General features: G+C 69.4%; 22 protein-coding genes. 7 read left to right on the forward strand and 15 right to left on the reverse strand.

What is annotated here, in order from left to right; translation table 11 throughout:
* Nucleotides 1–4: 4 nt before the first annotated feature.
* From HWX87_RS36325 to HWX87_RS36340, 4 genes are all read right to left on the reverse strand, one after another.
* Entirely contained in the window at nucleotides 5–1018 is a 1014-nt protein-coding gene (locus tag HWX87_RS36325; protein ID WP_176051663.1) for a sugar-binding transcriptional regulator, read from the reverse strand.
* A gap of 49 nt (nucleotides 1019–1067) precedes the next feature.
* A complete protein-coding gene (gene xylB / locus HWX87_RS36330; protein ID WP_176051636.1) occupies nucleotides 1068–2549 on the reverse strand; it encodes a xylulokinase in 1482 nt (493 codons plus the stop codon).
* Nucleotides 2550–2632: 83 nt separating this feature from the next.
* Nucleotides 2633–4027: a D-arabinitol 4-dehydrogenase gene (gene dalD / locus HWX87_RS36335; RefSeq protein ID WP_176051637.1), complete on the reverse strand. Its 1395-nt coding sequence runs from the start codon at nucleotides 4025–4027 to the stop codon at nucleotides 2633–2635.
* A gap of 240 nt (nucleotides 4028–4267) precedes the next feature.
* On the reverse strand, nucleotides 4268–5179 hold the full coding sequence (locus HWX87_RS36340; RefSeq protein WP_176051638.1) for a LysR substrate-binding domain-containing protein: 912 nt from the start codon (nucleotides 5177–5179) through the stop codon (nucleotides 4268–4270).
* Between the two features lie 97 nt (nucleotides 5180–5276).
* On the opposite strand from HWX87_RS36340, the gene mdlC reads away from it, so the two are divergent.
* The 4 genes from mdlC to HWX87_RS36360 all read left to right on the forward strand — a co-directional run bounded on the left by mdlC (nucleotide 5277) and on the right by HWX87_RS36360 (nucleotide 10977).
* The gene (mdlC, locus tag HWX87_RS36345) at nucleotides 5277–6884 is read left to right on the forward strand and encodes a benzoylformate decarboxylase (protein ID WP_176051639.1); all 1608 of its coding nucleotides are present in this window, start codon (nucleotides 5277–5279) and stop codon (nucleotides 6882–6884) included.
* A gap of 30 nt (nucleotides 6885–6914) precedes the next feature.
* Nucleotides 6915–8366, forward strand: coding sequence for an aldehyde dehydrogenase (locus HWX87_RS36350; protein ID WP_176051640.1), 1452 nt, complete (start codon nucleotides 6915–6917; stop codon nucleotides 8364–8366).
* Between the two features lie 14 nt (nucleotides 8367–8380).
* The gene (locus HWX87_RS36355) at nucleotides 8381–9325 is read left to right on the forward strand and encodes a 2-dehydropantoate 2-reductase (RefSeq protein WP_176051641.1); all 945 of its coding nucleotides are present in this window, start codon (nucleotides 8381–8383) and stop codon (nucleotides 9323–9325) included.
* Nucleotides 9326–9579: 254 nt separating this feature from the next.
* Nucleotides 9580–10977: an MFS transporter gene (locus HWX87_RS36360; protein WP_176051642.1), complete on the forward strand. Its 1398-nt coding sequence runs from the start codon at nucleotides 9580–9582 to the stop codon at nucleotides 10975–10977.
* Between the two features lie 20 nt (nucleotides 10978–10997).
* Here HWX87_RS36360 and kynA read toward each other — a convergent pair whose 3' ends face one another.
* The 3 genes from kynA to kynB all read right to left on the reverse strand — a co-directional run bounded on the left by kynA (nucleotide 10998) and on the right by kynB (nucleotide 13934).
* On the reverse strand, nucleotides 10998–11924 hold the full coding sequence (kynA, locus tag HWX87_RS36365; protein WP_176051665.1) for a tryptophan 2,3-dioxygenase: 927 nt from the start codon (nucleotides 11922–11924) through the stop codon (nucleotides 10998–11000).
* Between the two features lie 89 nt (nucleotides 11925–12013).
* Nucleotides 12014–13264, reverse strand: a complete 1251-nt coding sequence (gene kynU, locus HWX87_RS36370) for a kynureninase (protein ID WP_176051664.1) — start codon at nucleotides 13262–13264, stop codon at nucleotides 12014–12016.
* Nucleotides 13265–13292: 28 nt separating this feature from the next.
* Complete coding sequence (kynB, locus tag HWX87_RS36375) at nucleotides 13293–13934, reverse strand: arylformamidase (RefSeq protein WP_176051643.1); 642 nt, start codon at nucleotides 13932–13934, stop codon at nucleotides 13293–13295.
* 130 nt (nucleotides 13935–14064) lie between these two features.
* On the opposite strand from kynB, the gene HWX87_RS36380 reads away from it, so the two are divergent.
* Entirely contained in the window at nucleotides 14065–14565 is a 501-nt protein-coding gene (locus HWX87_RS36380) for an Lrp/AsnC family transcriptional regulator (RefSeq protein WP_006477992.1), read from the forward strand.
* Here the strand turns inward: HWX87_RS36380 and HWX87_RS36385 are convergent.
* The 3 genes from HWX87_RS36385 to HWX87_RS36395 form a co-directional block, all read right to left on the reverse strand.
* Nucleotides 14552–15061 (reverse strand): flavin reductase family protein, encoded by a 510-nt coding sequence (locus HWX87_RS36385; RefSeq protein ID WP_175848006.1) that lies wholly within the window; start codon nucleotides 15059–15061, stop codon nucleotides 14552–14554. The two genes, HWX87_RS36380 and HWX87_RS36385, sit on opposite strands and share 14 nt — an antisense overlap.
* 304 nt (nucleotides 15062–15365) lie before the next feature.
* Entirely contained in the window at nucleotides 15366–16031 is a 666-nt protein-coding gene (locus HWX87_RS36390; RefSeq protein WP_176051644.1) for a hypothetical protein, read from the reverse strand.
* The gene (locus HWX87_RS36395; RefSeq protein WP_176051645.1) at nucleotides 16028–17434 is read right to left on the reverse strand and encodes a selenium-binding family protein; all 1407 of its coding nucleotides are present in this window, start codon (nucleotides 17432–17434) and stop codon (nucleotides 16028–16030) included. Before HWX87_RS36395 ends, HWX87_RS36390 begins: the two co-directional genes overlap by 4 nt.
* A gap of 588 nt (nucleotides 17435–18022) precedes the next feature.
* Here HWX87_RS36395 and msrA point away from each other — a divergent pair.
* Nucleotides 18023–18583, forward strand: a complete 561-nt coding sequence (gene msrA / locus HWX87_RS36400; RefSeq protein ID WP_059578436.1) for a peptide-methionine (S)-S-oxide reductase MsrA — start codon at nucleotides 18023–18025, stop codon at nucleotides 18581–18583.
* 34 nt (nucleotides 18584–18617) lie between these two features.
* Here msrA and HWX87_RS36405 read toward each other — a convergent pair whose 3' ends face one another.
* The 3 genes from HWX87_RS36405 to pdxH form a co-directional block, all read right to left on the reverse strand.
* A complete protein-coding gene (locus tag HWX87_RS36405) occupies nucleotides 18618–19910 on the reverse strand; it encodes a DUF72 domain-containing protein (protein ID WP_176051646.1) in 1293 nt (430 codons plus the stop codon).
* A 23-nt stretch (nucleotides 19911–19933) separates the two neighbouring features.
* Nucleotides 19934–21154, reverse strand: coding sequence for a cyclopropane-fatty-acyl-phospholipid synthase family protein (locus HWX87_RS36410; RefSeq protein WP_176051647.1), 1221 nt, complete (start codon nucleotides 21152–21154; stop codon nucleotides 19934–19936).
* Between the two features lie 121 nt (nucleotides 21155–21275).
* Entirely contained in the window at nucleotides 21276–21920 is a 645-nt protein-coding gene (pdxH, locus tag HWX87_RS36415) for a pyridoxamine 5'-phosphate oxidase (RefSeq protein WP_176051648.1), read from the reverse strand.
* A 128-nt stretch (nucleotides 21921–22048) separates the two neighbouring features.
* Between pdxH and HWX87_RS36420 the strand changes: the two genes are divergently transcribed.
* Nucleotides 22049–22906: a tRNA threonylcarbamoyladenosine dehydratase gene (locus HWX87_RS36420; RefSeq protein ID WP_176051649.1), complete on the forward strand. Its 858-nt coding sequence runs from the start codon at nucleotides 22049–22051 to the stop codon at nucleotides 22904–22906.
* A 103-nt stretch (nucleotides 22907–23009) separates the two neighbouring features.
* On the opposite strand, the gene trxA is transcribed toward HWX87_RS36420, so the two are convergent.
* Nucleotides 23010–23858, reverse strand: a complete 849-nt coding sequence (trxA, locus tag HWX87_RS36425; RefSeq protein ID WP_176051650.1) for a thioredoxin — start codon at nucleotides 23856–23858, stop codon at nucleotides 23010–23012.
* Nucleotides 23859–23910: 52 nt separating this feature from the next.
* Complete coding sequence (locus tag HWX87_RS36430) at nucleotides 23911–24792, reverse strand: pirin family protein (protein ID WP_176051651.1); 882 nt, start codon at nucleotides 24790–24792, stop codon at nucleotides 23911–23913.
* Between the last annotated feature and the right edge of the window lie 24 nt (nucleotides 24793–24816).

Here is a 24816-nt window from a genome sequence, read left to right on the forward strand (position 1 = left end):
GGGGTCAGGCCGCCTTCGCGGCGAGCGCGGCGCGTGCGCAGGTCTCGTCGGTGACGAGCCCCGACAGCCAGCCGCCGCGCAGCGCGGCGATCACCGCGTCGTGTTTCTTCGGGCCGCCGGCGAACGCGATCGTCGGCAGCTTCGGCGGCGTCGCGAGCGCCACGCTCGTCACGCGTGCGCTGGTCGATACGGCGATCTGCGTGCCTTGCGCGTCGATCGGCACGCCGAGCAGTTCGGCCACCGCGCCGAGCGCGGTCATCTCGTCGCGCTCCTGTTCGGTGATGAAGCCGTCTTCGTAGAGCGGGCAGTGCGGGCCGATGTTGCCGATCCCGACGAACGCGACGTCGGCCTTGCCCGACAGCGCCTCGACGATCCGGTACAGCCGGTGATTGCACCACTGCGCGCGCTCGGCGTTGCTGTCGGCGAACAGCGGCGCGGGCAGCAGGAAGTGCTTGCTGCCGGTTTTCTCGGAGATGTACTGCGCGACGTCGTAGCGGTTCGACGACCCGTCGGCCGCGATCGCGCCGACCATCGACACGAGCCGGTGCTGCGGGCGCTCGATCTGCGCGATCTGCGCGACCGCGGCCTTCAGCGTCCGGCCGCTGCTGACCGCGATCACCATCGGCCGCGTTTCGTTCAGATAGCGCTCCATCACCTGCGCGCCGGCGACCGCGAGCTTGCGGTCGATCGCGTCGGGCGCATCGGCATCGACGGGCACGACTTCGCACATCGCGAGGCCGTAGCGTTTCGACAGCTGCGCGCCGAGATCGAGGCAGTCGGCGAGCCGGTGATCGACGCGCACGCGGATCAGGTTCTTCTCGACCGCGAACGCGACGAGGCGCTGCGCGACCGGGCGCGAGACCTGCAGCTTCTCGGCGATTTCGTTCTGCGTGTCGCCCGCGACGTAGTAGAGCCACGCGGCGCGCGTGGCGAGATCGAGTTTTTCTGAGGACTTGGACACGATAGCGATTCGGTTCGGATCAGGGGGCCGCCCCGCGGGCTGGCCGGCAGCCCGCACGACGGCGTCCACTGTAACGCATGTCGTGCGCGCTGCCCCGCAGTCACGCCTACGCGAGCCGCGTGCGCGACGGTTCGTACAGCGGCTGGACGTGACGGTACAGCGAGCGGAACGCGTCGAGGCGTTCGCGCAGCCGCGCATGGCGGGCGGCGTCCGGCGCGTATTCGGCGCGTACCGGCGGCTTGGTCAGCACCGCGTGCGGATCGCCGCCGACGGCCAGCCAGCCGAGCCGTGCCGCGCCGAGCGCCGCGCCCGTCTCGCCGCCGCCGATCTGGCGCGTGCGCACGTTCAGCGCGTCGGCGATCAGTTGCGCCCAGAACGCGCTGCGCGCGCCGCCGCCGATCAGCGACAACTGGTCGGTTTCGACGCCGGCCGCATGCAGCGCGTCGAGGCCGTCGGCGAGGCCGAGCGTCACGCCTTCGAGTACAGCGTAGCCGAGATGCGCGCGCTCGGTCGCATGCGTCATCCCGAAGAACACGCCCTGCGCGTACGGATCGTTGTGCGGCGTGCGCTCGCCGGACAGGTAGGGCAGGAACAGCGGCGCCGTCGCGAGCGCGTCGGCGTCGAGCGCTTCGACTTCGGCGAGCAGTGCGGGCTCGTCGGTGCCCGTCAGCTTGCAGACCCAGCGCAGGCAGCTCGCGGCCGACAGCACGACGCTCATCAGTTGCCAGCGATCGGGGATGGCGTGGCAGAACGCATGCACGGCCGATGCGGGGTTCGGCATGAAGCGGTCGCCGACCACGCTCAGCACGCCCGACGTGCCGAGCGACACGAAACCGTCGCCCGCGTGGATCGCGCCGATGCCGAGCGCGCTCGTCGCATTGTCGCCGCCGCCGCCCGCGACCACGACGGCCTCCGACAGCCCGAGCTCGCGCGCGACGTCCGCGCGCAGCGTGCCGGACGGCGCGTTGCCCTCGACGATGCGGGGCATCTGGTCGCGGGTCATGTCGCACGCGGCGAGCAGCGCGTCGGACCAGTCGCGGCGCGCGACGTCGAGCCACAGCGTGCCGGCCGCGTCCGACGGGTCGGAGACTTTCGCGCCGGTCAGCCGGAATCGCAGGTAGTCCTTCGGCATCAGCACGCAGGCGGTGGCGGCGAACACGTCGGGTTCGTGCTTCGCGACCCACAGCAGTTTCGGCGCGGTGAAGCCCGGCATCGCGAGATTGCCGGCCAGCGCATGGAGATCGGGCGCGCGTTCGGTGAGCAGCGCGCATTCGTCGGCGCTGCGCATGTCGTTCCACAGGATCGCGGGGCGCAGCACGCGGTCGTCGCGACCGAGCAGCACGGCGCCGTGCATCTGTCCCGACAGGCCGATGCCGCGCACCTGCGCGAACGCGTGCGGATGCCGCTCGCGCAACGTGGCGAGCGCGGCGAGCGTGCCTCGCCACCAGTCGTCCGGATGCTGTTCGGCCCAGCGCGGATGCGGCCGCGACACGGTGAACGGCGTGCCGGCCGTGCCGACGACCGTGCCGTCGGGGGCCAGCAGCAATACCTTCACTTCCGAGGTGCCGAGGTCGATGCCGAGATACATGAGCGATTCGTTCCGTCAGTGGGGAGTCGCTACTTTAGCCGCGCGGCAGCGCACATGCCAAGGCAGGTTCGCCCGGATGCGCGTCAGCGCTGCGCCAGCCATGCGTCGACCCGCGCGAGCGCGCCGCGCAGCGCCTCGAACAGCGCCGCGTTGCCGGCGAGCGAGCCCCACAGCGCGCGGCTCGCGCACAGCGCGACGACCGGGTCGTCGGCGCCGACGATCGCCCGCGCGGCGCTGTCGTCCATCACGCCGTCCTGGTACGCATACGGCAGCAGGCCGCGCGCCCAGCGTTCGAGAAAGCGCAGGAACAACGCGGGCAGCACGGCGGTGGCGACCGGCGCCGCGCCGCGCGCGAACGATTCGACGAGCGTCGGTGCGATGAAGCCGGGGATCTTCGAGAAGCCGTCGGCCGCCACGCGCTGGTTCGTGTCGAGCACATACGGGTTGCCGAAGCGTTCGAGCACGACGTCGCGATACCGCGCGAGATCGAGCGGGCTCGGCGTCAGGCACGGGATCACGTCCTGCGTCACGTAATCGTGCGCGAAGCGCCGGATCGCCGCGTCGTGCGTGCCTTCGTGGATGTAGGTATGGCCCGCGAGCGTGCCGGCCCACGCGATGCAGCTGTGCGTCGCGTTGAGAATGCGGATCTTCGCTTCCTCGTACGGGTGCACGTCGTCGACGAGTTCGGCGCCGGCCAGCTCCCAGCGCGGCCGGCCGGCAGCGAAGCGGTCCTCGATCACCCACTGGATGAACGATTCGCCCATCACCGGGCACGCGTCGTCGATACCGGTGGCCGCGAGTACGCGCTCGCGCACGTCGGCGGTCGGGCGCGGCGTGATGCGGTCGACCATCGCGCTCGGCGTCGCGACGTTCGCGTCGAACCATGCGAGGAGGGCGGTTTCACCGCGCCGTTCGAGGAATTCGCGCATCCCCGCGCGAAAGCGTGCGCCGTTGTTGCGCAGGTTGTCGCAGCTCTGCAGCGTGAGCGGGCCCGCACCACGCTTCATGCGTTCGGCGAGCAGCGCCGCGAGCGCGCCGTACAGCGTCGTGCGCGCACCCTGCAGGTCGGCGGCGAGATCGGCGTTCGCGATGTCGAGCCGGTTGTGTTCGTCGAGGTAGTAGCCGCCTTCGGTGACGGTGAACGACACGATCCGGCAGGCCGGATCGGCGCCGGCGTCGATCAGCGCGGCGAGGTCGATCGACCACGGCAGCACGCGCGTGATCGCGCGGATCGTCTCGTACGCGCGCTCGCCTTGCGGCGTGACGGTTTCGAGCGTGTAGGCGCCGTGCTGCGCGGCGAGCGCGTCCATCGTCGCGCGCATGTCGTCGCGGATGTTGCCGACGGTCAGCGACCAGCGTTCGTCGGCCGGTACGGCCATGTTCACGCGATGCAGATACCACGCCTGGTGCGCGCGGTGAAACGAGCCCGCGCCGATGTGCAGCAGCACGGGCGCGCGGGCGGAGGGCGATGCGCTCATCCGGTGTCTCCTGTTCGTGCCAGTCTTTCCAGTCGAATACGATCATTTGCTCTTTGTGTGAGCGAATGATCGTATTCGGGCGAGCGAAAGTCAAGGCGGGGAAACGGCATTTCGATGGTGCGCTGCGGCGGGAAGGAAGGCCGGAAGGGCTAGATGGGCAGGAAGGGCAGGAAGGGCAGGAAGGGCAGGAGGAACCGAAGAGATGGATCGGCCGGATGGGCCGTCGGCCGGGTAGCGCCGTCAGCGCCCCTCGCGCGTCAACGTGACGAGTTCCTCGAGCAGCTTGCCGGCCGGCCCCGGCAGGATGCCGTGGCGGCGCCGGAACGCGGTGAGCGTGCGTACCGCGACGACTTCGCGCACCGGCAGCGTGTCGATCGTGCCGGCGCGCTGCTCGGCGCCGTACATCGGCTCGGCCATCCAGCTCAGGAAGCCGGCATGCGCGACGAGGCTCTTCAGCGTCGTGACCGAACGCGTCGCGACCGCGATATCGGGCAGTGCGAGCCCGTGCGCGTCGAAGGTCGCGCGCATGTGGTCGAACGGCGCGGTGCCGCGCGGCGGGACCGCCCAGCGCGCGTGCAGCGTGTCGGCGAGCGTCGGTGCGCGGCCGAGCGCACGCAGCGGATGGTGCGGCGCCGCAACGATATGGCTGCGGTCTTCCCAGCGGCATTCGGGAATCGCGATGATTTCGTCGGTGTCGGGCGCATGCGCGGACAGGGCGAGATCGATCTCGTGCTTGTGCAAGCCTTCGGCGAGCCGGTCCCACACGCCTTCGAGGATCTCGACGCGCAGGTTCGGCCAGCGGTCGAGCACGCGACCGACCGCGACCGGCAGCACGAGGCTCGCGATGCTGCCCACCGCGCCGACCTTGATCGTGCCCTTCGCCAATCCGCGCATCGCGTCGAGCTCCTCGCGCGCGTGCTCGGCCTCGTGCTGCAGCAGCGTCGCGTGCGGCAGCAGCGCCTCGCCGAACGCGGTGAGCTGCACGCCCTTCGAGTGGCGCTCGAACAAGGGCGCGCCGACCTGATCCTCGAGCCGCTTCAGGATCCGGCTCAGCGCCGGCTGCGTCACGTGCAGCGCGTCGGCGGCGCGGCCGAGGCTGCCGCACGCGACGATCGTCGTGAAGGCGCGCAATTGTCGGAGATCGAAAGTCATGCCGGAATGTAATGGCTTATCGCAAAAAATACAGTATCTGAGAATGGCTTGCGCTTCGATACTGTGGAAATCGCCAAGCCATCGAGGAGCGCAGAGCATGTCCGGCCACCCGCCCCCATCCGCCCCACCGGTCACCGTTCGTGACGCCGTGATCGACCTGTTCCGCCAGTTCGGCATCGACCGCGTGTTCGGCAATCCCGGCTCGACCGAGCTGCCGATGTTCCGCGATTTCCCGGACGATTTTCGTTATGTGCTCGGCCTGCAAGAGGCCGTCGTGGTCGGGATGGCCGATGGCCATGCGCAGGCCACCGGCAACGCGGCGGTCGTCAACCTGCATTCGGCGGCGGGCGTCGGCAACGCGATGGGCAACCTCTTCACCGCATTCAAGAACCGCACGCCGCTGATCGTCACCGCGGGCCAGCAGGCACGCGCGATCCTGCCGTACGATCCGTTCCTCGGCGCGACGCAGGCCGCCGAGCTGCCGAAGCCGTACGTGAAATGGAGCATCGAGCCCGCTCGCGCGCAGGACGTGCCGGCCGCGATTGCGCGTGCGTACCGCATCGCGATGCAGGAGCCGCGCGGCCCCGTGTTCGTGTCGATTCCGGTCGACGACTGGGACCAGCCGGCCGAACTGCTGCCGCGGCGCGCGGTCAGCAGCGTCGTGCGGCCCGATCCCGATGCGCTCGCGCGGCTCGGCGACGCGCTCGACGCCGCGCGGCGTCCCGCGTTCGTGGTCGGCGCGGCCGTCGATCGAGCGGGCGCGTGGGACGACGTCGTGCGGCTCGCCGAGCGGCACCGTGCGCGCGTATTCGTCGCGCCGATGTCGGGGCGCTGCAGCTTCCCCGAAGACCATCCGCTGTTCGCGGGCTTCCTGCCCGCGATCCGGGAGAAGATCGTCGCGCGGCTCGACGGGCACGACCTTGTCTTCGCGCTCGGCGCGCCCGCGTTCACGTATCACATCGAGGGCTTCGGCCCGCACGTGCCGCCCGGTGCGACGCTCGTGCAGCTCGTCGACGATCCGGGCATCGCCGCGTGGACGCCGTCCGGCGACGCGGTCGTCGGCAACCTGAGACTTGCTGCGCGCGACCTGCTGGCGCGCCCGGCGCCGCCCGAGCGGCCGATGCCCGCGCCGCGGCCGCCGCGCTCGCGCGTCGATGCGCCGCCCGCCGGCGAGCGCATGTCGGTCGCGTTCGCGCTGCAGACGCTCGCCGACGTGCGCGACGCGCGCGACATCGTCGTCGAGGAGGCGCCGAGCGCGCGGCCGGTGATGCAGGAACACCTGCCGTTCACGCGCAGCGGCACGTTCTACACGATGGACAGCGGCGGGCTCGGTTACGGGATGCCGGCCGCCGTCGGCGTCGCGCTCGCGCAGCCGGGCCGGCGCGTGATCGCGCTGATCGGCGACGGCTCGAGCCTGTATTCGATCCAGGCACTGTGGAGCGCCGCGCAGCTGAAGCTGCCGCTCACCTTCGTGATCCTGAACAACCGGCGCTACGCGGCGCTGCAGGACTTCGCGCCCGTATTCGGCTTCGGCCCCGGCGATCCCGTGCAGGGCACCGATCTGCCCGACCTCGATTTCGTCGCGCTGGCGCAGGGGATGGGCTGCCGCGGTGTACGCGTTGCCGATGCGGCGCGCCTGCGCGACACACTGACCGACGCGCTGCATGCCGCGACGCCGGTCGTCGTCGAGGTCGAGATTGCCTGACGCGCGGTGCGCGTCTATTGCGGAGAATCCATGCAAACCGTATCGATGCTGATCGGCGGCGAACGCCGCCATTCGTCCAGCGGCGCGACCTTCGTGCGCCGTAACCCGCTCGACGGCGAAATCGCGTCCGAAGCGCCCGCGTGTACCGTCGACGATGCGCGCGCCGCAGCCGATGCGGCCGCCCGCGCGTTCCCCGGTTGGGCCGCGCTCGGTCCCGGCGCGCGCCGCGCGCTGCTGCTGAAGGCGGCCGCCGCGCTCGAAGCCAAGCACGACCAGTTCGTCGTCGCGATGGCGGCCGAGACGGGCGCGTCCGCGCTATGGGCCGGCTTCAACGTGCATCTTGCCGCGAGCGGGCTCGTCGAGGCCGCGTCGCTGACCACGCAGATCGGTGGCGAACTGATTCCTTCCGACGTGCCCGGTTCGCTCGCGATGGGCGTGCGGCAGCCGGCCGGCGTCGTGCTCGGCATCGCGCCGTGGAATGCGCCGGTGATCCTCGCGACGCGCGCGCTCGCGCTGCCGCTCGCGTGCGGCAACACGGTCGTGCTGAAAGGGTCGGAGCTGTGCCCGGTCACGCACGGGCTGATCGTCGAGGCGCTGCAGGAGGCCGGGCTGCCGCCGGGCGTCGTCAACTTCGTGACGAACGCGCCCGACGATGCAGGCGCCGTCGTCGATGCGCTGATCGCGCATCCGGCCGTGCGCCGCGTGAATTTCACGGGCTCGACGCGTGTCGGGCGGATCGTCGCCGAAGCGTGCGCGCGCCACCTGAAGCCGTCGGTGCTGGAGCTGGGCGGCAAGGCGCCGTTCGTCGTGCTCGACGATGCCGATCTCGACGCCGCGGTCGCGGCCGCCGCGTTCGGTGCGTTCGCGAATTCCGGGCAGATCTGCATGTCGACCGAGCGCATCGTCGTCGATGCGTCGATCGCCGATGCGTTCGTCGCGAAGCTCGCCGACAAGGCCGCATCGCTGCCGCTCGGCGATCCGCGCAACGGGCCCGTCGTGCTCGGCTCGCTGATCGACATGAAGGCCGTCGAGCGCTGCAACGCGCTGATCGACGATGCGCTCGCGCACGGCGCGACGCTGCTGTGCGGCGGCGAGGCCGACAGCACGTTGTTCCCGGCGACGCTGCTGGACCATGTGACGCCGGCGATGCGCATTTACGCGGAAGAATCGTTCGGCCCGGTGAAGGGCATCGTGCGCGTCGACGGCGAGGAGGCCGCGATCCGCTGCGCGAACGACAACGCGTTCGGGCTGTCGTCGGCCGTGTTCAGCCGCGACGTCGCGCGCGCGATGCGCGTCGCGGCGCGGATCGAATCGGGCATCTGCCACGTGAACGGCCCGACCGTGCACGATGAGGCACAGATGCCGTTCGGCGGCGTGAAGGACAGCGGCTTCGGCCATTTCGGCGGCCAGGCCGGCATCGCGGCGTTCACGGACCTGCGCTGGATCACCGTGCAGACCGCACCGCGCCACTATCCGTTCTGACGAGGCCGACGACGATGAAGATCGCGATTCTGGGCGCGGGCGCGATGGGCTCGCTATTCGGCGGGTTGCTCGCCGAGCGCGGCGAGGCCGTCACGCTGATCGACGTCAACGATGCGCATCTCGACGCGATCCGCCGCGACGGGCTGCGCATCGACGACGATCGCGGCGAACGGCACATTCGCGCGTTGCAGGCCGTGCGGCCGGAAGCCGCGAATGCGGCCGCGACCGCGTCGACCGACACACCGTTCGACCTGCTGATCGTTTTCACCAAATCACTGCATACGCGCGCCGCGCTCGACGGCGTGCGCGCGCTGCTGAGCCCGCACACGTTCGTGCTGACGCTGCAGAACGGACTCGGCAACGTCGAGACGCTGAACGCGTTCGTGCCGCTCGAGCGCATCCTGGTCGGCGTGACGACCTGGCCGGCCGACGCCGCGGGTCCTGCGCACGTGCGCTCGCACGGCGCGGGCACGATCCGCATGATGACGGCCGACGGCGCGGCGCGCCCGTTCGCGAGCGCCGTGGCCGACGCGCTGTCGCACGCGGGACTCGCGTGCACGCTCGATGCCGACGTGTGGGCCGCGATATGGGAGAAGGTCGCGTTCAACGCGGCGCTCAACACGGTATGCGCGGCGACCGGCTGCTCGGTCGACCAGCTCGGCAATCATCACGACGGGCCGCGGCTCGCGCTCGCAATTGCCGCCGAGACGGCCGCCGTCGCGCGTGCGAAGGGCATCGCGGTCGATGGAGAACGCATCGCGCGCAACGTCGAGCATGCGATCCGCGAACATCGCGGCCATCGTCCGTCGATGCTGCAGGACGTGCTCGCGGGCCGCCGCACGGAAATCGACGCGATCGGCGGCAAGGTCGTGGCGGCCGCGCGCGAAACGGGCGTCGCGGTGCCGCATACCGAGACGATGCTCGCGCTCGTCCGGCTGATCGACGCGCGCACGGACTGAGCATCAGGCCGGCGGCCGGCTTGCGCCGCATCACGACACGAAAAGCGCCGCGCACAGGCGCAGGATCGAGACGAACCGGGCAGGATGCCGGCGCCGCTACGTCGACGCCGGCCGACCGCGCGGCACGAGATCCGGGCACGCGCCGCTGCGCCAGCCCGAGCAACTGGAGACGCCATGAAAGTCATCGAATGCCGTTGTCTTGCCGCGCGCGGTTCGCGCACGTTGCCGCCGCCGCGCGGTGCACGGGAGGCCGCATGAGCACGCGCGACGGATTGCCGCCGCCGTCGATCGACATCGGCGCGACGCTCGACGACGGGCCGTTCACGACGATGCAGCGCTGCGTGGTGCTGCTCGCCGCGCTCGCGATCGTGCTCGACGGCTTCGACGGCCAGTTGATCGGTTTCGCGATTCCGGTGCTGATCCGCGAATGGGGCATCACGCGCGGCGCGTTCGCGCCGGCCGTCGCGGCCGGGCTGATCGGGATGGGTATCGGCAGCGCGTGCGCGGGGATCGTCGCGGACCGCTTCGGCCGCCGCCAGGCGGTGATCGGCAGCGTGTTCCTGTTCGGTATCGCGACCTGCGCGATCGGCTTCGCGCCCGACGTCGCGGCGATCGCGATATTGCGCTTCTTCGCGGGACTCGGGATCGGCGGCGCGCTGCCGACGGCCACGACGATGACGGCCGAATACACGCCGGCGCGGCGCCGCACGATGATGGTGACGGCGACGATCGTCTGCGTGCCGCTCGGCGGGATGCTGGCCGGCCTGTTCGCGCACGAGGTGCTGCCGCGTTATGGCTGGCGCGGGCTGTTCTTCGCGGGCGGTGCGCTGCCGCTCGTGCTCGGCTTCTTGCTCGTGCGCGCGCTGCCGGAATCGCCGCGCTATCTCGCGCGGCGCCCCGCGCGCTGGCCGGAACTCGGCGCGCTGCTCGCCAGGATGCAGCGGCCGGTCGCGCCGGGCACCGTGTTCACCGACATGAAGGACGCACGCGCGGCCGGCGGCCGCGGCGGCTTCGGCGCGCTGTTCGAGCGCGGTCAGGCACGCGACACGATCGCGTTGTGGTGCGCGTTCTTCATGTGCCTGCTCGCCGTGTATGCGGCGTTCAGCTGGCTGCCCACGATGCTCGCGGCGAGCGGGTTGAGCGTGTCGGTCGCGGGGGCGGGGCTTACCGCGTACAACCTCGGCGGCGTGATCGGCGCGCTGCTGTGCGCATGGGCGATCGCGCATGCCGGGTCGCGCTGGCCGCTCGCGCTGTGCAGCATCGGCGGTGCGGTGAGCGCGGTGTGGCTGATGGGCGTCGATGCGAGCCGCCATACGAGCTGGCTGATCGTCGGGCTCGGCCTGCACGGGCTGTTCGTCAACGCGGTGCAGTCGACGATGTATGCGCTCTGCGCGTACATCTATCCGACCGCCGTGCGCGCGACGGGCACCGCGAGCGCGCTCGCGTTCGGCCGGCTCGGCGCGATCCTCAGCGCGTTCGCGGGCGCGATCGTGATCACGACGGGCGGCGCCACGGCCTATCTGACGATGCTGGCGATCGCGATGGGAATTGTCTGCGTCGCGCTGCTCGTCGTGCGACGGCATATCCCGCGACTGTCACGTGCGGCAGCGCAGCCGCGCGAAGGGGAGGAGCTGGCCCGCACGTCGTCGTGACGGCGGGCGCATGACGTGCGTTACAGCGTGGTGCGCACGTGCCAGAGCTCGGGGAACAGCACGACGTCGAGCATCTTGCGCAGGTACGGCGCGCCGCTCGTGCCGCCGGTGCCCTGCTTGAAGCCGATGATGCGCTCGACGGTCGTCACGTGACGGAAGCGCCACTGGCGGAACGCGTCTTCGAGGTCGACGAGTTCCTCGGCCATCTCGTACAGCTCCCAGTGCTGCTGCGGGTGGCGATAGACCTCGAGCCACGCGGCTTCGACCGTTTCGTCGTGGCGCGTCGGCTGCGTCCAGTCGCGATCGAGCCGTTCCGGCGCGATCGGGAACCCGCGCCGCGCGAGCAGACGCACGACTTCGTCGTAGAACGACGGCGCTTCGAGCGTCGCGCGCACCTGTTCGAGGATGTCGGGCCGGTGCGCGTGCGGCTGCAGCATCTGCACGTTCTTGTTGCCGAGCAGGAATTCGAGCTGGCGATACTGGTACGACTGGAAGCCCGACGACTGGCCGAGATACGGGCGCATCGCCGAGTATTCGGACGGCGTCATCGTCGACAGCACGCTCCACGCCTGCACCAGCTGCTCGAGGATGCGCGACACGCGCGCGAGCATCTTGAATGCGGGCGGCAGCGCGTCGGTGCGCACCGCGTCGAGTGCGCCGCGCAGTTCGAACAGCGCGAGCTTCATCCACAGCTCGCTCGTCTGATGCTGGATGATGAACAGCATCTCGTTGTGATCGGGCGACAGCGGATGCTGTGCATCGAGGATCGAATTCAGCGACAGGTAGTCGCCGTAGCTCATCGACTTCGAGAAATCGAGTTGCGCGTTGTGCCAGCCGGCATCGCCGGGCACGTGCGGCGCTTCGTGCGCGGCCTGTGCCGGTTGTGCGGCGCGTGCGCCCGAGAACGGGCAACCCGCCGGCGCGTCGCCGCCGCCGGGTGGCTGCATATGACCAGAATTCACGACTATCTCCAGATTTGAATGACGGGGCGCGGCGCGCGATCCGCGTGACTGCGGCGCGCGCCGGGCAAAACCGGTCAGGTCACCGCGCCGCGTTCGGCGAACTCGGGTGCCTTCCACGCGTCGGTGGCGAGGATGTCGCGCAGCGTTTCGACGGCATCCCACACGTCGGCGAAGCGCGTATAAAGCGGCGTGAAGCCGAAGCGCAGCACGTACGGCTCGCGGTAGTCGCCGATCACGCCGCGCGCGATCAGCGCCTGCATCACTTCGTAGCCGTGCGGATGCTCGAAGCTCGCCTGCGAGCCGCGCTGGTGATGCGCGCGCGGCGTGACGAGCTTCAGCGACAAGCCTGCGCAGCGCGCTTCGACGAGCGCGATGAACGCATCGGTCAGCGCGAGCGACTTGCGGCGGATCGCGTGCATGTCGGTCTGCAGGAACACGTCGAGCCCGCATTCGACCATCGACATCGACACGATCGGCTGCGTGCCGCACAGGAAGCGCGCGATGCCCGGATCGGGTGCGAAGGCCGGCTGCATCGCGAACGGCGCGCGGTGGCCCCACCAGCCGGACAGCGGCTGCGAGAAATGTGCGAGATGGCGCTGCGGCACCCACACGAACGCGGGCGAGCCGGGGCCGCCGTTCAGGTACTTGTACGTGCAGCCGACCGCGCCGTCGGCGCGCGCGCCGTTCAGGTCGACCGGCACTGCGCCGGCCGAGTGCGCGAGATCCCACAGCATCAGCGCGCCCGAGTCGTGCACGAGTTGCGTGACGGCCGGCATGTCGTGCATGTAGCCGGTACGGTAGTTCACGTGCGTGATCATCGCGACGGCCGTGTCCGCGCCGAGCGCGGCCGGCAGGTCGGCCGGATCGTCGATCAGGCGCAGCTCGTAGTCGCCGCCGAGCTGTTCGATCAACCCTTGCGCGATATACAGGTCGGTCGGGAAATTCGAGCGTTCCGACACGATCACGCGGCGCTCCGGTGCGCGCTCGGCCTGGTGGCGCAGCATCGCCGACAGCAGCTTGAACAGGTTGATCGAGATGGTATCGGTGACGACCGTTTCGCCGGGCGCGCCGCCGATCAGCGTCGCGAGCTTGTCGCCGAGACGGCGCGGCAATGCGAACCAGCCGGCCGTGTTCCAGCTGCGGATCAGGCCTTCGCCCCATTCGGCGCCGATCACCTGCTGCGCGCGGGCGGCCGACGCGCTCGGCTGCGCGCCGAGCGAGTTGCCGTCGAGGTAGATCACGCCGTCGGGCAGCGAGAACTGGTCGCGCAGCGGGGCAAGCGGGTCGTCGCGGTCGAGTGCGAGCGCGTCTTCACGGGTCTTGATCATGATGTGGGGTCGTTAGTCGGGGTAATCAGGAAGCACGCGCGGGCAGCGCGCGCAGCACCGCGCGCACGGGACTCGCGTCGAGCGTCGCGAACTTCAGCGGCAGTGCGATCAGTTCGTAGTCGCCGGGCGGCACGTCGTCGAGCACGATGCCTTCGAGGATCGCCATCCGGTGCGCGCGCACGCGGTGATGCGCATCCATCGTCTTCGATTCCTGCGGGTCGAGCGACGGCGTATCGATGCCGATCAGCTTCACGCCGCGGGCGGCGAGCAGGTCGACGGTCTCGGGCGCGACCGCGCAGAAATGGCTGTCCCACTGCTCGACGCTGGCGCGCGCGTAGGTGCGCAGCAGCACGCGCGGCGGCACTTCGTCGAGCGCGGCCGCGATGTCGGCCGGCTGCACGACGGGCGATGCGCCGATGCAATGGATCACGCGGCACGGGCCGAGATAGGTATCGAGCGGCACGGCGCCGATCGGCGCACCGTCGGCGTCGTAATGCAGCGGCGCGTCGCAGTGCGCGCCGGTGTGCGGCGACAGCGTCAGGCGCGCGACGTTGACCGGCGAGCCGGCCTCCATCCGCCACACGCGTTCGACGGAAACCGGCGTATCGCCCGGCCACACGGGGGTGGCGGGGCTGACAGGCGGCGAGATGTCCCAGAGTGTGTCCATGGCATGACGAATCGGTGAGTCGATCCTTCGAATGATAGGTGGACGCTCGCAGAAAGTGCTTGCGAAATAAACATGGACAATCCACCAGATTGGCAGATAATTCGACTCAGAGGGAAAACGGGGACCATAAATGCACGCGATCACGCTCGATGCCACCGACTGCCGGATTCTGGCGGTACTGCAGGAGGAGGGCAGAATCAGCAATCTCGACCTGGCGGAACGGATTTCGCTTTCGCCATCCGCTTGCCTGCGCCGCATGCGCCTGCTCGAGGAGCAGGGTGTGATCGAGCACTATCGCGCGTGCCTGAGCCGCGAGAAGCTCGGCTTCGAGCTCGAGGCATTCGTGCAGGTGTCGATGCGCAACGAAGAGAATCAATGGCACGAGCGCTTCGCGGAAGCGCTGCGCGAATGGCCGGAGGTGGTCGGCGCGTTCGTCGTGACGGGCGAGAGCCACTATCTGCTGCGCGTGCTCGCGCACAACCTCAAGCACTATTCGGATTTCGTGCTGAACCGGCTCTACAAGGCGCCGGGCGTGATGGACATCCGTTCGAACATCGTGCTGCAGACGCTGAAGGATGAAGCCGGCGCGCCGGTCGGGCTGGCGCGCACGGGAGCGATCAAAGCGGTGTAAGGCCGTGGAAGCCGCCGCCGTGGAAGACGAGCGGCGGGGCCGTGTCCGATACCGCGCGCACGCCGCAGCGTTCGACTTCGCCGACGAAGATCACGTGGTCGCCTTCATCGTAGCGGCTGCGGTTGTGGCATTCGAACCACGCGAGCGCACCGTCGAGCACGGGCATCCCCGAGTTGCCGGCCGCATGCGCGATCCCTTCGAAGCGGTCGCCCTTGTAGGTCGAGAAGCGCTTGCACAGGTCGAGCTGCGAGGCCGCGAGCACGTTCACCACGTAATGGCTGTTGCCGCGGAACACGGGCGTCGACGCCGATTTGTGCGCAAGGCTCCACAGCACGAGCGGCGGGTTGAGCGAAACCGAGTTGAACGAGCTGGCGGTGATGCCGATCAGCTGCCCGGACGGCGCGCGCGTCGTGATCACCGTCACGCCCGTCGCGAACTGGCCGAGTGCTTGCCGGAAGGCGGCCGCGTCGAAATCCGGCGGGTTGGCGCGGCTCATCGGGCCACCATCGGGAACGAGACGGGCAGGCGCGGCGCGACGCGGGTGGGGCGGGCACGGCGGACGAAAGGCGACAAGGCGGTCGATTGGGAAGGGGTGCGCATGGCCCGATTTTAGCGGAATCGGGGCGGTCGAGCCCGGCCGGACGGTGCATTGCGGGGGCAGGGTGGCGTAGCGAACACTGCGGCGCGCTGCCGGATGTGCCACTTGGCCTGGCCGGCCCGGCCGTTCTGTCGCGTTTTTTGTGCGGCGCCGCCGCGCTTCCCTGCGCCGCCACCCCCCCCATCTGCCGTCGATCCCCGCGCTATCGCGCCGCCGCCAGCCCGAGCGACAGCGCGCCCGTCACGATCAGGCTCGAGGCCCACACCGCATCGAGATTGAACCAGCTCCGCGACACGAACTTCAGCCCGAGATAGCGGTACACGAGCCACGCGAGCCCGCCGCCAGCGGCGATCATCGCGGCCGCGTGCACGGCCGCGACGACGAGCGCCATCCCGAGATGCGCATCGACGAGCATGGCCGCCGCGCGGTGGCCGGCATCGCGGTCGAGCCCGCACAGCCCGAGGTAGACCGGCACCAGCATCAGTCCCGCGCCGTGCGCGATCGCGACCGCGAACGACCACAAGCCGAGCCGCGCCGGCGGGATCCGCGCGAGCGCACGCGGATGCCGGCGCCGGATCAGCAGCACGGCGCCGAAGCCGATCACGAGCGCGCTCGCGCCGATCCGGATCGCCGACTGCCACGCGAGCAGCGCGGCGAGCAGCCCGAACGGCAGCATCACGGCGAACACCGCGAGCGCATGGCCGAGCGCGAGATAGCCGAGCGCCGCGACGAGCGCCGCGCCGCGGCGCGTCATCAGCGCGTTCGACACCGCCAGCGGCCAGCCCATCGCGGGATTGAGCCCGTGATAGACGCCACTCGCGAGCACGGCCGCCCACAGGGCGGCCTGCGCGTGCAGGCCGGTGCTCAACGCCTGACCGACGGATAGCAGAACGAGTCGGTCGAGCAGTCGCCGCCTTCGAGCCGGATCTGGTGCGCACGATAGCCGTCGGGGAACTCGACCCAGTAATCGTCGGCGAGCGTCAGCCCGCCTTCCGGCCCTGCATGCGCGAGCACCTGCGCGCCCGGCACGCCGTCCGGATAGAACTGGTCGTCCCACGTCGAATACAGCGAGTTGGTCCAGTACACGCGCCGGCCGTCGCGGCTGATCTCGACCATCTGCGGGCCGCCTGCGAATGCGCGGCCGTTCGAGTGCGGCGCACGGCGCACGATGCCGCCGATGCGGACCGACCCCGCGAGCACCGGATTCATCGGATCCGATACGTTGTACTGGCGCATCTCGCCGGTGCCCCAGCACGACACGTAGAGGAAGCGGTCGTCGAGCGACAGGTCGATGTCGGTCACGAGCGGCGGCACCGCGCCGAACCCTTTCAGCAGCGGCGGCAGCTCGTCGGCCGCGGCCGGTTCGGGCGGGATCGTCGCGGTCTTCTTCACATGGAACTTGCCGTCTTCGCGCCACCAGGTCCAGATCGAGCCTTCGAGATTCGTCGTATCGACGACGACACCGACGAACCCGTATTCGCGCGCCGGGTCATGCGCGGGCCGCACCTCGAGCGCCATCTGGTGTTGCGCGCCGAGATCGATCGTCTGCACGTTGCGCCGCGCGCGCAGGTCCCAGAAATGCAGCCGGTGCCCGTACTTGTTCGCGAGCAGGTCCTCGGGGACGATGCCGTTCTCGAATTGCGGCGGCAGCGCCCATTCGCTCGACACCATGTAGTCGCGCGGCAGGTTCCACCAGAAGTCGTAGTGCTTGTCCTGCGAGCCGCGGTCGATCTCCCAGCGGCCGAGCACGTCGAACGTCTCGCAATCCATGATGAAGATGCCGGGCGCGCCGTCGGTGCCGTCCTTGCCCGCGCCGCCGAGCGTGCTCACGTAGATGCCCTCGGGGCCGCAGTGCACGGTGTGCGGGCGCGAATAGCCGGTCTTCGCGAAGATCTCGTCGGGTTCGATGATCTTGTGGATGCGCGCCTGCGTCGGGTGCGGCTTCGTGTCGATCACGTAGATGCGCGACGAGCGCAGGCCGGGGATGATCAGGAAGCGGCGTTCGAGGAACGCATGGCCGGTCAGCGGCGACAGCGACGACGAGCACGCATTCCAGCCGAAGTGGTGAAACTCGTCGCCGGTGTTCGGCATCGTCACCGTATGCACGATTTTTCCGTAGGTCGGCGAGCCGGGCTTGACGTCGATCACGGCGAGCGCGTCGGGTCTGGAAAAATCGGGGCTCAGCAACAACGTATAGGCAAATTCTTCCGCCGGCGCCTGCATCGCAAGCTCGGGTGAAGCGTGAAACGTCGGGTCAGGCCGCATGCTCATGGTGATGCCCTCTCGATGGGTTCGGATCGTGAACGCACGGCCGTTCGTTGCGGGCGTGCGGGTCGGGATGGCCGCGCGGCGCGCATCGTGCCGGCGGGTGCGATCGGCAGGCGGACGCACGTGTCGGTGCCACGCGCGGCGTCGTGCATCAGATCGTGAAAACGCGGGAAGCCGGTAAGGGCGATGGGCCGGATCGCCGCGCCGGGGGCGGGACGGATGCGCGGCAACGTGATGAAGCAGCTGAAGCGGCGAGCCGCGAGGCCGCAGCGGCCGGGCAGGTGACGCGGGCGAATTCTGTCAAGGCATGCATAGCGATGTTCCGGCAGATGATGTTTGCATCAGGGTCGGGCATGCATCGGACGCTGTGCGCACGGCGACGGGTTTGCCGCCGCTTGCGCGTGCCTAAGTGTAGACGAGAAACGTGCGGCGAGTCGCGCGCGGCACCTGTGCAATCTGCCAGGTTCGCGCGCGAGTGAGATACTTGCCGGAGTGCCGCTGCGTCCCGCATCGCGGGCGCGCAGCGGCGGGATGGAACGATGTCAGCCGGCACCGGCGTGCGGCTGCCGTCATCAACGAGGGGTTGAATTCATGGGGAACGAGATGCTTGAAACCGCGACTTTGGGAGGCGGGTGTTTCTGGTGCACGGAGGCCGTGTTTCTCGACGTCGACGGCGTGACGGCCGTCCAGTCGGGTTACGCGGGCGGCCATACGCGCAATCCCGGCTACCGCGACATTTGCGAAGGCGACACCGGCCACGCGGAAGTCGTCAACGTGACGTTCGATCCGGCGCGTATCGGCTATCGCGAGATCCTCGAGATCTTCTTCGCGACGCACGATCCGACCCAGCTCAACCGGCAGGGCAACGACGTCGGCACGCAGTACCGGTCGGTCGTGTTCACGCATTCGGATGCGCAGCGCGACACGGCGCTCGACGTGATCCGCGAGCTTGAGCGCGAGCAGGTGTTCGGGCAGCCGATCGTCACGCAGGTCGTGCCGCTCGACGGCAACTACTGGCCGGCCGAGGACTATCACCAGAACTATTACGCGCGAAACCCCGGGCAGGGCTACTGCTCGGTCGTGATCGGGCCGAAGCTCGCGAAATTCCGGCAGAAGTTCTCGCACCGGCTGAAGTCGCTGCGCGGCGCGTAAGCGTGCGCCCGGCGCAAGCCGGCGGAAACAGGCGTCAGGCCGCCTCGTTGCGCCATTGCGCGCACGCGGCGGCGATCTCGCGCGCGAGCGCGATGCACGACAGCGGCGCGGAGCCTTCCGCCTTGTTGTTGATCGTGATGATCACCGGCTGTCCGGCGAGCGCGTAGCGCGCGGCCAGTTCGGCGAGCGCCGAGCGGGTGGCCGGATCCTCGTCGACGAGCTTGTCGAACGGCTCGTATTTCGCTTTCGCCTGTTCGTACTTGAAGCCGCCGTGCAGGCTCCAGCGGACGATCAGCGGGCCCGGTGCGTCGCCGTCGAGCAGCGCGAGCGCGGCGGCCTGGCGCAGCGGGTCGGGCATTCGCGCATGCAGGCCGACGCAGTAGCGTACGCCGAGCGCCGCGAGCGCGCGGATGAAGCGCGGCGTGAGCAGGCTCGCATCGCGGATCTCGATCGCGTAGCGCGTGCCGTCGGCGTCGGGCGCGAGCGGCGGCAGTGCCGCGAAGAACGCGGTCAGCCGGTCGATCAGCGCGGCCGGCTCGGCAAGCAACGGGTCGGGCAGCGGCGAGAACTGGAACACGAGCACGCCGGCTTTCCGGCCGAGCCCTTCGAGGCACGGCTGCACGAATTCACGGGTCGCGAGCTGCGCGTCGAGGAAGGTCGGGTTCGGCCCGGACGGCTCGCCGCGCCGGCCGCGGATCACCGCATCGGTCACCGATGCCGGTGCCTTCACGACGAAGCGGAAGTCGTCCGGCACCTGCTGCGCGTAGCGCAGGTAGTCGGCAACCGACAGCGGGCCGTAGAACGACCGGTCGAGGCTCACGCTCTTCAGGAGCGGATGCGCGCCGTACGCTTCGAGCCCTTCGCGCGACAGCTTCGTCTGCGCGAAATCGCCGTCGTAGACGATGCCGTTCCAGCCGGGGAAATACCACGACGACGTGCCGAGCCGGACGTTCGGCGGCAGGCCGGCCGCGGCGTCGGCGACGTCGGCTGCAATCGGCGCAGGCAGCACGCCGCGCTTGCGCCGGCCTTTCTTCGGCGGCGTGACAGGCGGCGACGGTTCGTCCCACAGCAGGCCCGAGGAAGGCGCAGGATCGTCGTCGGCAGCGCGGGAGGGGACAGGGGCGGGCGGTGTTCCGTCCGGCGCGTGCGGTGTCAGGTATTCATCGGGACTGGCGGGGCGGCCGTCGTCCGCCGGAGCAGGCGACACGCGTGCAGCGTCCGCCGGCACGCCGAACAGGTCGAATTGCCCGTCGGCGTGCGACGGGTCCGCGTCGTCGCGCTGCTGTCGTTCCGGCGGCGCCTTGCGCCGCGTCCTGCCGTCACCCATGCATGCCCAGCGTGATGCGCCGCCTAGCGCGGCAGCGCGTGTTCGTACATATAGCGCCGCGACCACGGCAGCGTTTTCGCGCTGCGTCCGGCCTTGCGGCACACGATCTGGAAGATCGACACGTCGTCGTGCTCGAATGCATACGCGCAGCCGGCAAGATACACGCGCCAGATGCGGAATTTTTCGTCGTCGACGAGGGCTTTCGCCTGGTCGGCCTTCGCCTCGAAGTTTTCCGTCCAGATCTCGAGCGTGCGCGCATAGTGCCGCCGCAGGCTTTCGACGTCAACCGCCTCGAGTCCGCCGCGCTGCGCCGCTTCGAGCGCGAGGCTGATGTGCGGCAGCTCGCCGTCCGGGAACACGTAGCGGTCGATGAATTCGCCGCCGCCGAGCGCCGTCTCGCCGCTTTCGGCGTCGGTCGACGTGATCCCGTGATTCATCGCGATGCCGTCGTCGGCGAGCAGCTCACGCACGCGCGAGAAGTAGAGCGGCAGGTTCTTGCGGCCGACGTGCTCGAACATCCCGACGCTCGTGATGCGGTCGAACTGGCCGTCGATCTCGCGGTAGTCCTGCAGGCGGATCTCGATCTTGTCCTCGAGCCCCGCGGCTTTCACGCGCGCGGTCGCGAGGTCGAACTGGTTCTGCGACAGCGTCACGCCGAGACATGTCGCGCCGAACTTCTGCGCGGCGCGCAGCACGAGCGCACCCCAGCCGCAGCCGATGTCGAGCAGGCGCTGGCCGGGCTCGAGCTGGATCTTCGTCAGGATGTGATCGATCTTCTTGATCTGCGCGGTGGCGAGATCCTCGTCGCCGTTCTCGAAGTACGCACACGAGTACACCATGTTCTCGTCGAGCCACAGCCGGTAGAACTCGTTCGAGACATCGTAGTGATACTGGATCGCCTTCTTGTCGGTGCTCTTCGAGTGATTGAAGTAGCGCTTCACGCGCGCGAGCTTGCTCGCGCTCGTCACGGTGCTGCGGGCGAGCGAGTAGCCGATGTTGATGATGTCCGACAGCTTGCCCTCGATGTCGATCTTGCCCTTCACGTACGCCTCGCCGAGATTGTCGAGGCTCGGTTCGAGCAAAAGCGGCAGCGCCGACGCGCTGTTCACCTTCAGCGTGACCTGCGGTGCGCTGAAGGTGCCGAAATCGAGTTGATCGCCGTTCCACAGAACGAGGCGCGCCGGTATGTTCGCTTTCGCCCGTACTTCGTCCGCCCACTGTGCCAGCTTCTTTTCCCAGAACATTTGGATTCTCCGTTTGTTCGTTGAATCGAATACAGCCAAGTATCTTGACCGGCGCCCGCCGCTTGCGAGGCGGGCGCCCGGATGCAACACGAGACACGACCGGCGTGCGCCGGCGCCGCGCTTACGGCGACAGGCGCGAGATCGTCCAGCCCGGCGACGCTGTGGCGTCGCGTGTGTAGAGCAGGCGGTCGTGCAGTCGCGACGGGCGCCCTTGCCAGAACTCGATCGAGTCGGGCACGAGGCGGTAGCCGCCCCAGTGCGGCGGGCGCGGCGGGTTGTCGCCGTAGCGTTCGCTGATGGCCTTTTCGCGCGCTTCGAGCGTCGCGCGGCTGTCGATCACGGCGCTCTGGTCCGACGCCCACGCGCCGATGCGCGAGCCGAGCGGGCGCGACGCGAAATAGCGGTCGCTTTCCTCGGCGCTGGTTTTCTCGATCCGGCCTTCGATGCGCACCTGGCGCTCGAGCTCGATCCAGTAGAACAGCAGCGCGGCTTGCGGATGCACGGCGAGATCGTGCCCCTTGCGGCTTTCGTAATTGGTGAAGAAGACGAACCCGCGTTCGTCGACGCCCTTGATCAGTACGATGCGCGCCGACGGCCGGCCGTCGTCGCCGACGGTCGCGAGCGTCATCGTGTTCGGCTCGGGCAGTTTGGCGGCGAGCGCCTCCTTGAACCAGCGATCGAACTGGGCGAGGGGGTCGTGCGCGACATCGGCTTCGTCGAGCGAAGCACGTGAATAGTTGATGCGGAGATCGGCGAGAGTCGTCATGTTATGCAAACGCTTCAATCTGGAACCATTGTAGCCAACGCGTGAGAAACGTGTATGCACAGTGGCGCGTGCGAGCGGGGAGTTCAGGCAAAATAGAGGGCTGCACGACTTACGATTTCCTTGCTGCCATGTCCGCCGCCGACACTGCCCCGCCCAGTTCCTCTGATCTTACCCCGACCCCGGAAATCCAGCTTGACGTGGATCGAGCGCGGCGTTTCGGCGGCGTCGCGCGCCTGTATGGCGCGCCGGCCGCCGCCGCGTTCGAGCGTGCGCACGTCGCGGTGATCGGGATCGGCGGCGTCGGGTCGTGGGTGGCCGAGGCGCTTGCGCGCAACGCGGTCGGCACGCTGACGCTGATCGATCTCGACAACGTCGCGGAAAGCAATACGAACCGGCAGATCCATGCGCTCGACGGCAATTACGGCAAGCCGAAGGTCGACGCGATGGCCGAGCGGATCGCGCTGATCGATCCCGCGTGCCGGGTGAACCGGATCGAGGATTTCGTCGAGCCCGACAACTTCGACGCGCTGCTCGGCGGCGGCTTCGACTACGTGATCGACGCGATCGACAGCGTGCGCACGAAGGTCGCGCTGATCGCGTGGTGCGTCGCGAAGCGGCAGCCATTGATCGTCGTCGGCGGCGCGGGCGGGCAGCTCGATCCGACGCGCATCCGCATCGACGATCTCGCGCTGACGATCCAGGATCCGCTGCTGTCGAAGGTGCGCGCGCAGTTGCGCAAGCAGCACGGCTTTCCGCGCGGGCCGAAGGCGCGTTTCAAGGTCAGCGCCGTGTATTCGGACGAGCCGCTGATCTATCCGGAAGCCGCCGCGTGCGACATCGAGGACGGTGCGGAGCCGTCCGCGGCCGCGCATGTCGCGGGGCTCAACTGTGCGGGATTCGGTTCGAGCGTGTGTGTGACCGCGAGCTTCGGGTTCGCGGCCGCCGCGCATGCGCTGCGCGCGATCGCGGCGCAGGCTGCCGGCTGAGCCCGCGACGCGCGGGCGTGAAGGGATGATGCTGCGGCGCGGATAGTGCGCCGCGAGCGAGACGGCGATCCGGCCGGGCCGTAGCGGCCCGGCATGCCGTGCGTCAGTTGAGCGCCATGCTCAGCTTGCGTCGCCACCCGGCGACGAGGTCCGGGCGATCGCCCGCCAGCTCGAACACCGAGATCAACGTGCGGCGGCCGAGATCATCGCCGTACGCGCGGTCGCGCGTGACGATTTCCAGCAACTGTTCCACCGCGCCTTCGTACGCGCGCCGCGCGATCAGGCTTTGCGCGAGGTCGAAGCGCGCGTCGAGATCGGCCGGGTTCGCCGCGATGCGTGCTTCGAGCGCGTCGGTCGGCGGCAGGTCGGCCGTGGCTTCGAGTGCGTCGAAACGGGTCTTGATCGCCTGGTAGCGCGGGTCGCCGTTCTGCACGGTCTGCGGCGACAGGCGTTCGGTCTCGGCGCGCGCGGCGTCGACCTGGTTGCTCGCGAGCAGCAGTTCGATCAGGTCGAGGCGTGCGTCGTCGAAGCCCGGGTTCAGCGCGAGCGCCGCTTCGAGGTGCGTGAGCGCATCGTCGTAGCGCTGTTCGGCCATCGCGTATTGCGCGGCGCGGCGCTCGGCTTCCTCGGGTGCCGGCAGCAGCCGGTCGAGGAACGCGCGCAACTGGCCTTCGGGCAGCACGCCGACGAACTGGTCGACCGGGCGGCCGTCGGCGAACGCGATCACGTGCGGAATGCTGCGCGTCTGGAAGTGCGCGGCCAGTTCCTGGTTCTCGTCGACGTTGACCTTCACGAGCTTCCAGCGGCCTTCGTAGTCGGCCTCGAGCTTTTCCAGCAACGGGCCGAGCGTCTTGCAGGGGCCGCACCACGGCGCCCAGAAGTCGACCAGCACGGGCGTGTCCAGCGACGCCTCGATGACGTCGTTCTCGAAAGTGGCAAGCGTGGTGTCCATGTCGTTCTCTTCGGTTCGAATATCGTCAGGATGAGGGCGGCGCGCCCCTTTTTCAACGCGGCTTCGACTCGGGCAGCGGAATCCACTCGGTCTCGCCCGGCACCTTGCCCATTTCCTGGCGCGTCCAGGCCGCTTTCGCGCGCTCGATCGCGTCGCGGCTGCTGGCGACGAAATTCCACTCGATGAAGCGTTCGCCGTCGATCTTGTCGCCGCCGAGCAGCATCGCGCGCGCGCCGCTGCCGCTCGTCAGCGTGACCGCTGCGCCCGGCGCGAGCACGGCCATCCGTTCGGCCGGCACCGGCGTGCCGTCGATCGCGAGCTCGCCGTCGACCACGTAGACCGCGCGCTCCTCGTGCGATGAGTCGAGTTCGATCCGGCCGCCGGCCGCGAATTCGGCCGCGACGTACAGCGTGCGCGAGAACGTCGTGACGGGGGAGCGCAGCCCGAACGCGTCGCCGGCGATCACCGTCAGCGATACGCCGTCTTCGTTGCGCTTCGGCAGCGTGTCGGCCGGATGGTGCTCGAACGACGGCTCGATGGTCTCGTGCGTTTGCGGCAGCGCGACCCAGGTCTGGATCCCGTGCACGGTGTGACCGTTGGCGCGCTGCGCGTCGGGCGTGCGTTCCGAGTGGACGATCCCGCGGCCGGCCGTCATCCAGTTCACGTCGCCCGGCACGATTGCCTGCAGCGAGCCGAGGCTGTCGCGGTGCAGGATCGCGCCGTCGAACAGGTAGGTGACGGTCGCGAGCCCGATGTGCGGATGCGGGCGCACGTCGAGCCCCGTGCCGGCCGGCAGCGTGGCGGGACCCATGTGATCGAAGAAGATGAACGGGCCGACGAGGCGCGCGGCGAGTGCGGGCAGCGTCCGGCGCACCTGCAGGTTGCCGATGTCGCGCACGTGCGGCTTCAGCAGGGCTTTGATCGAGTCGGTCATGGCGGCTCCAGTGGGGCGGCGGGG

Source organism: Burkholderia sp. BCC1644 (assembly GCF_902833225.1).
Lineage (GTDB): Bacteria > Pseudomonadota > Gammaproteobacteria > Burkholderiales > Burkholderiaceae > Burkholderia.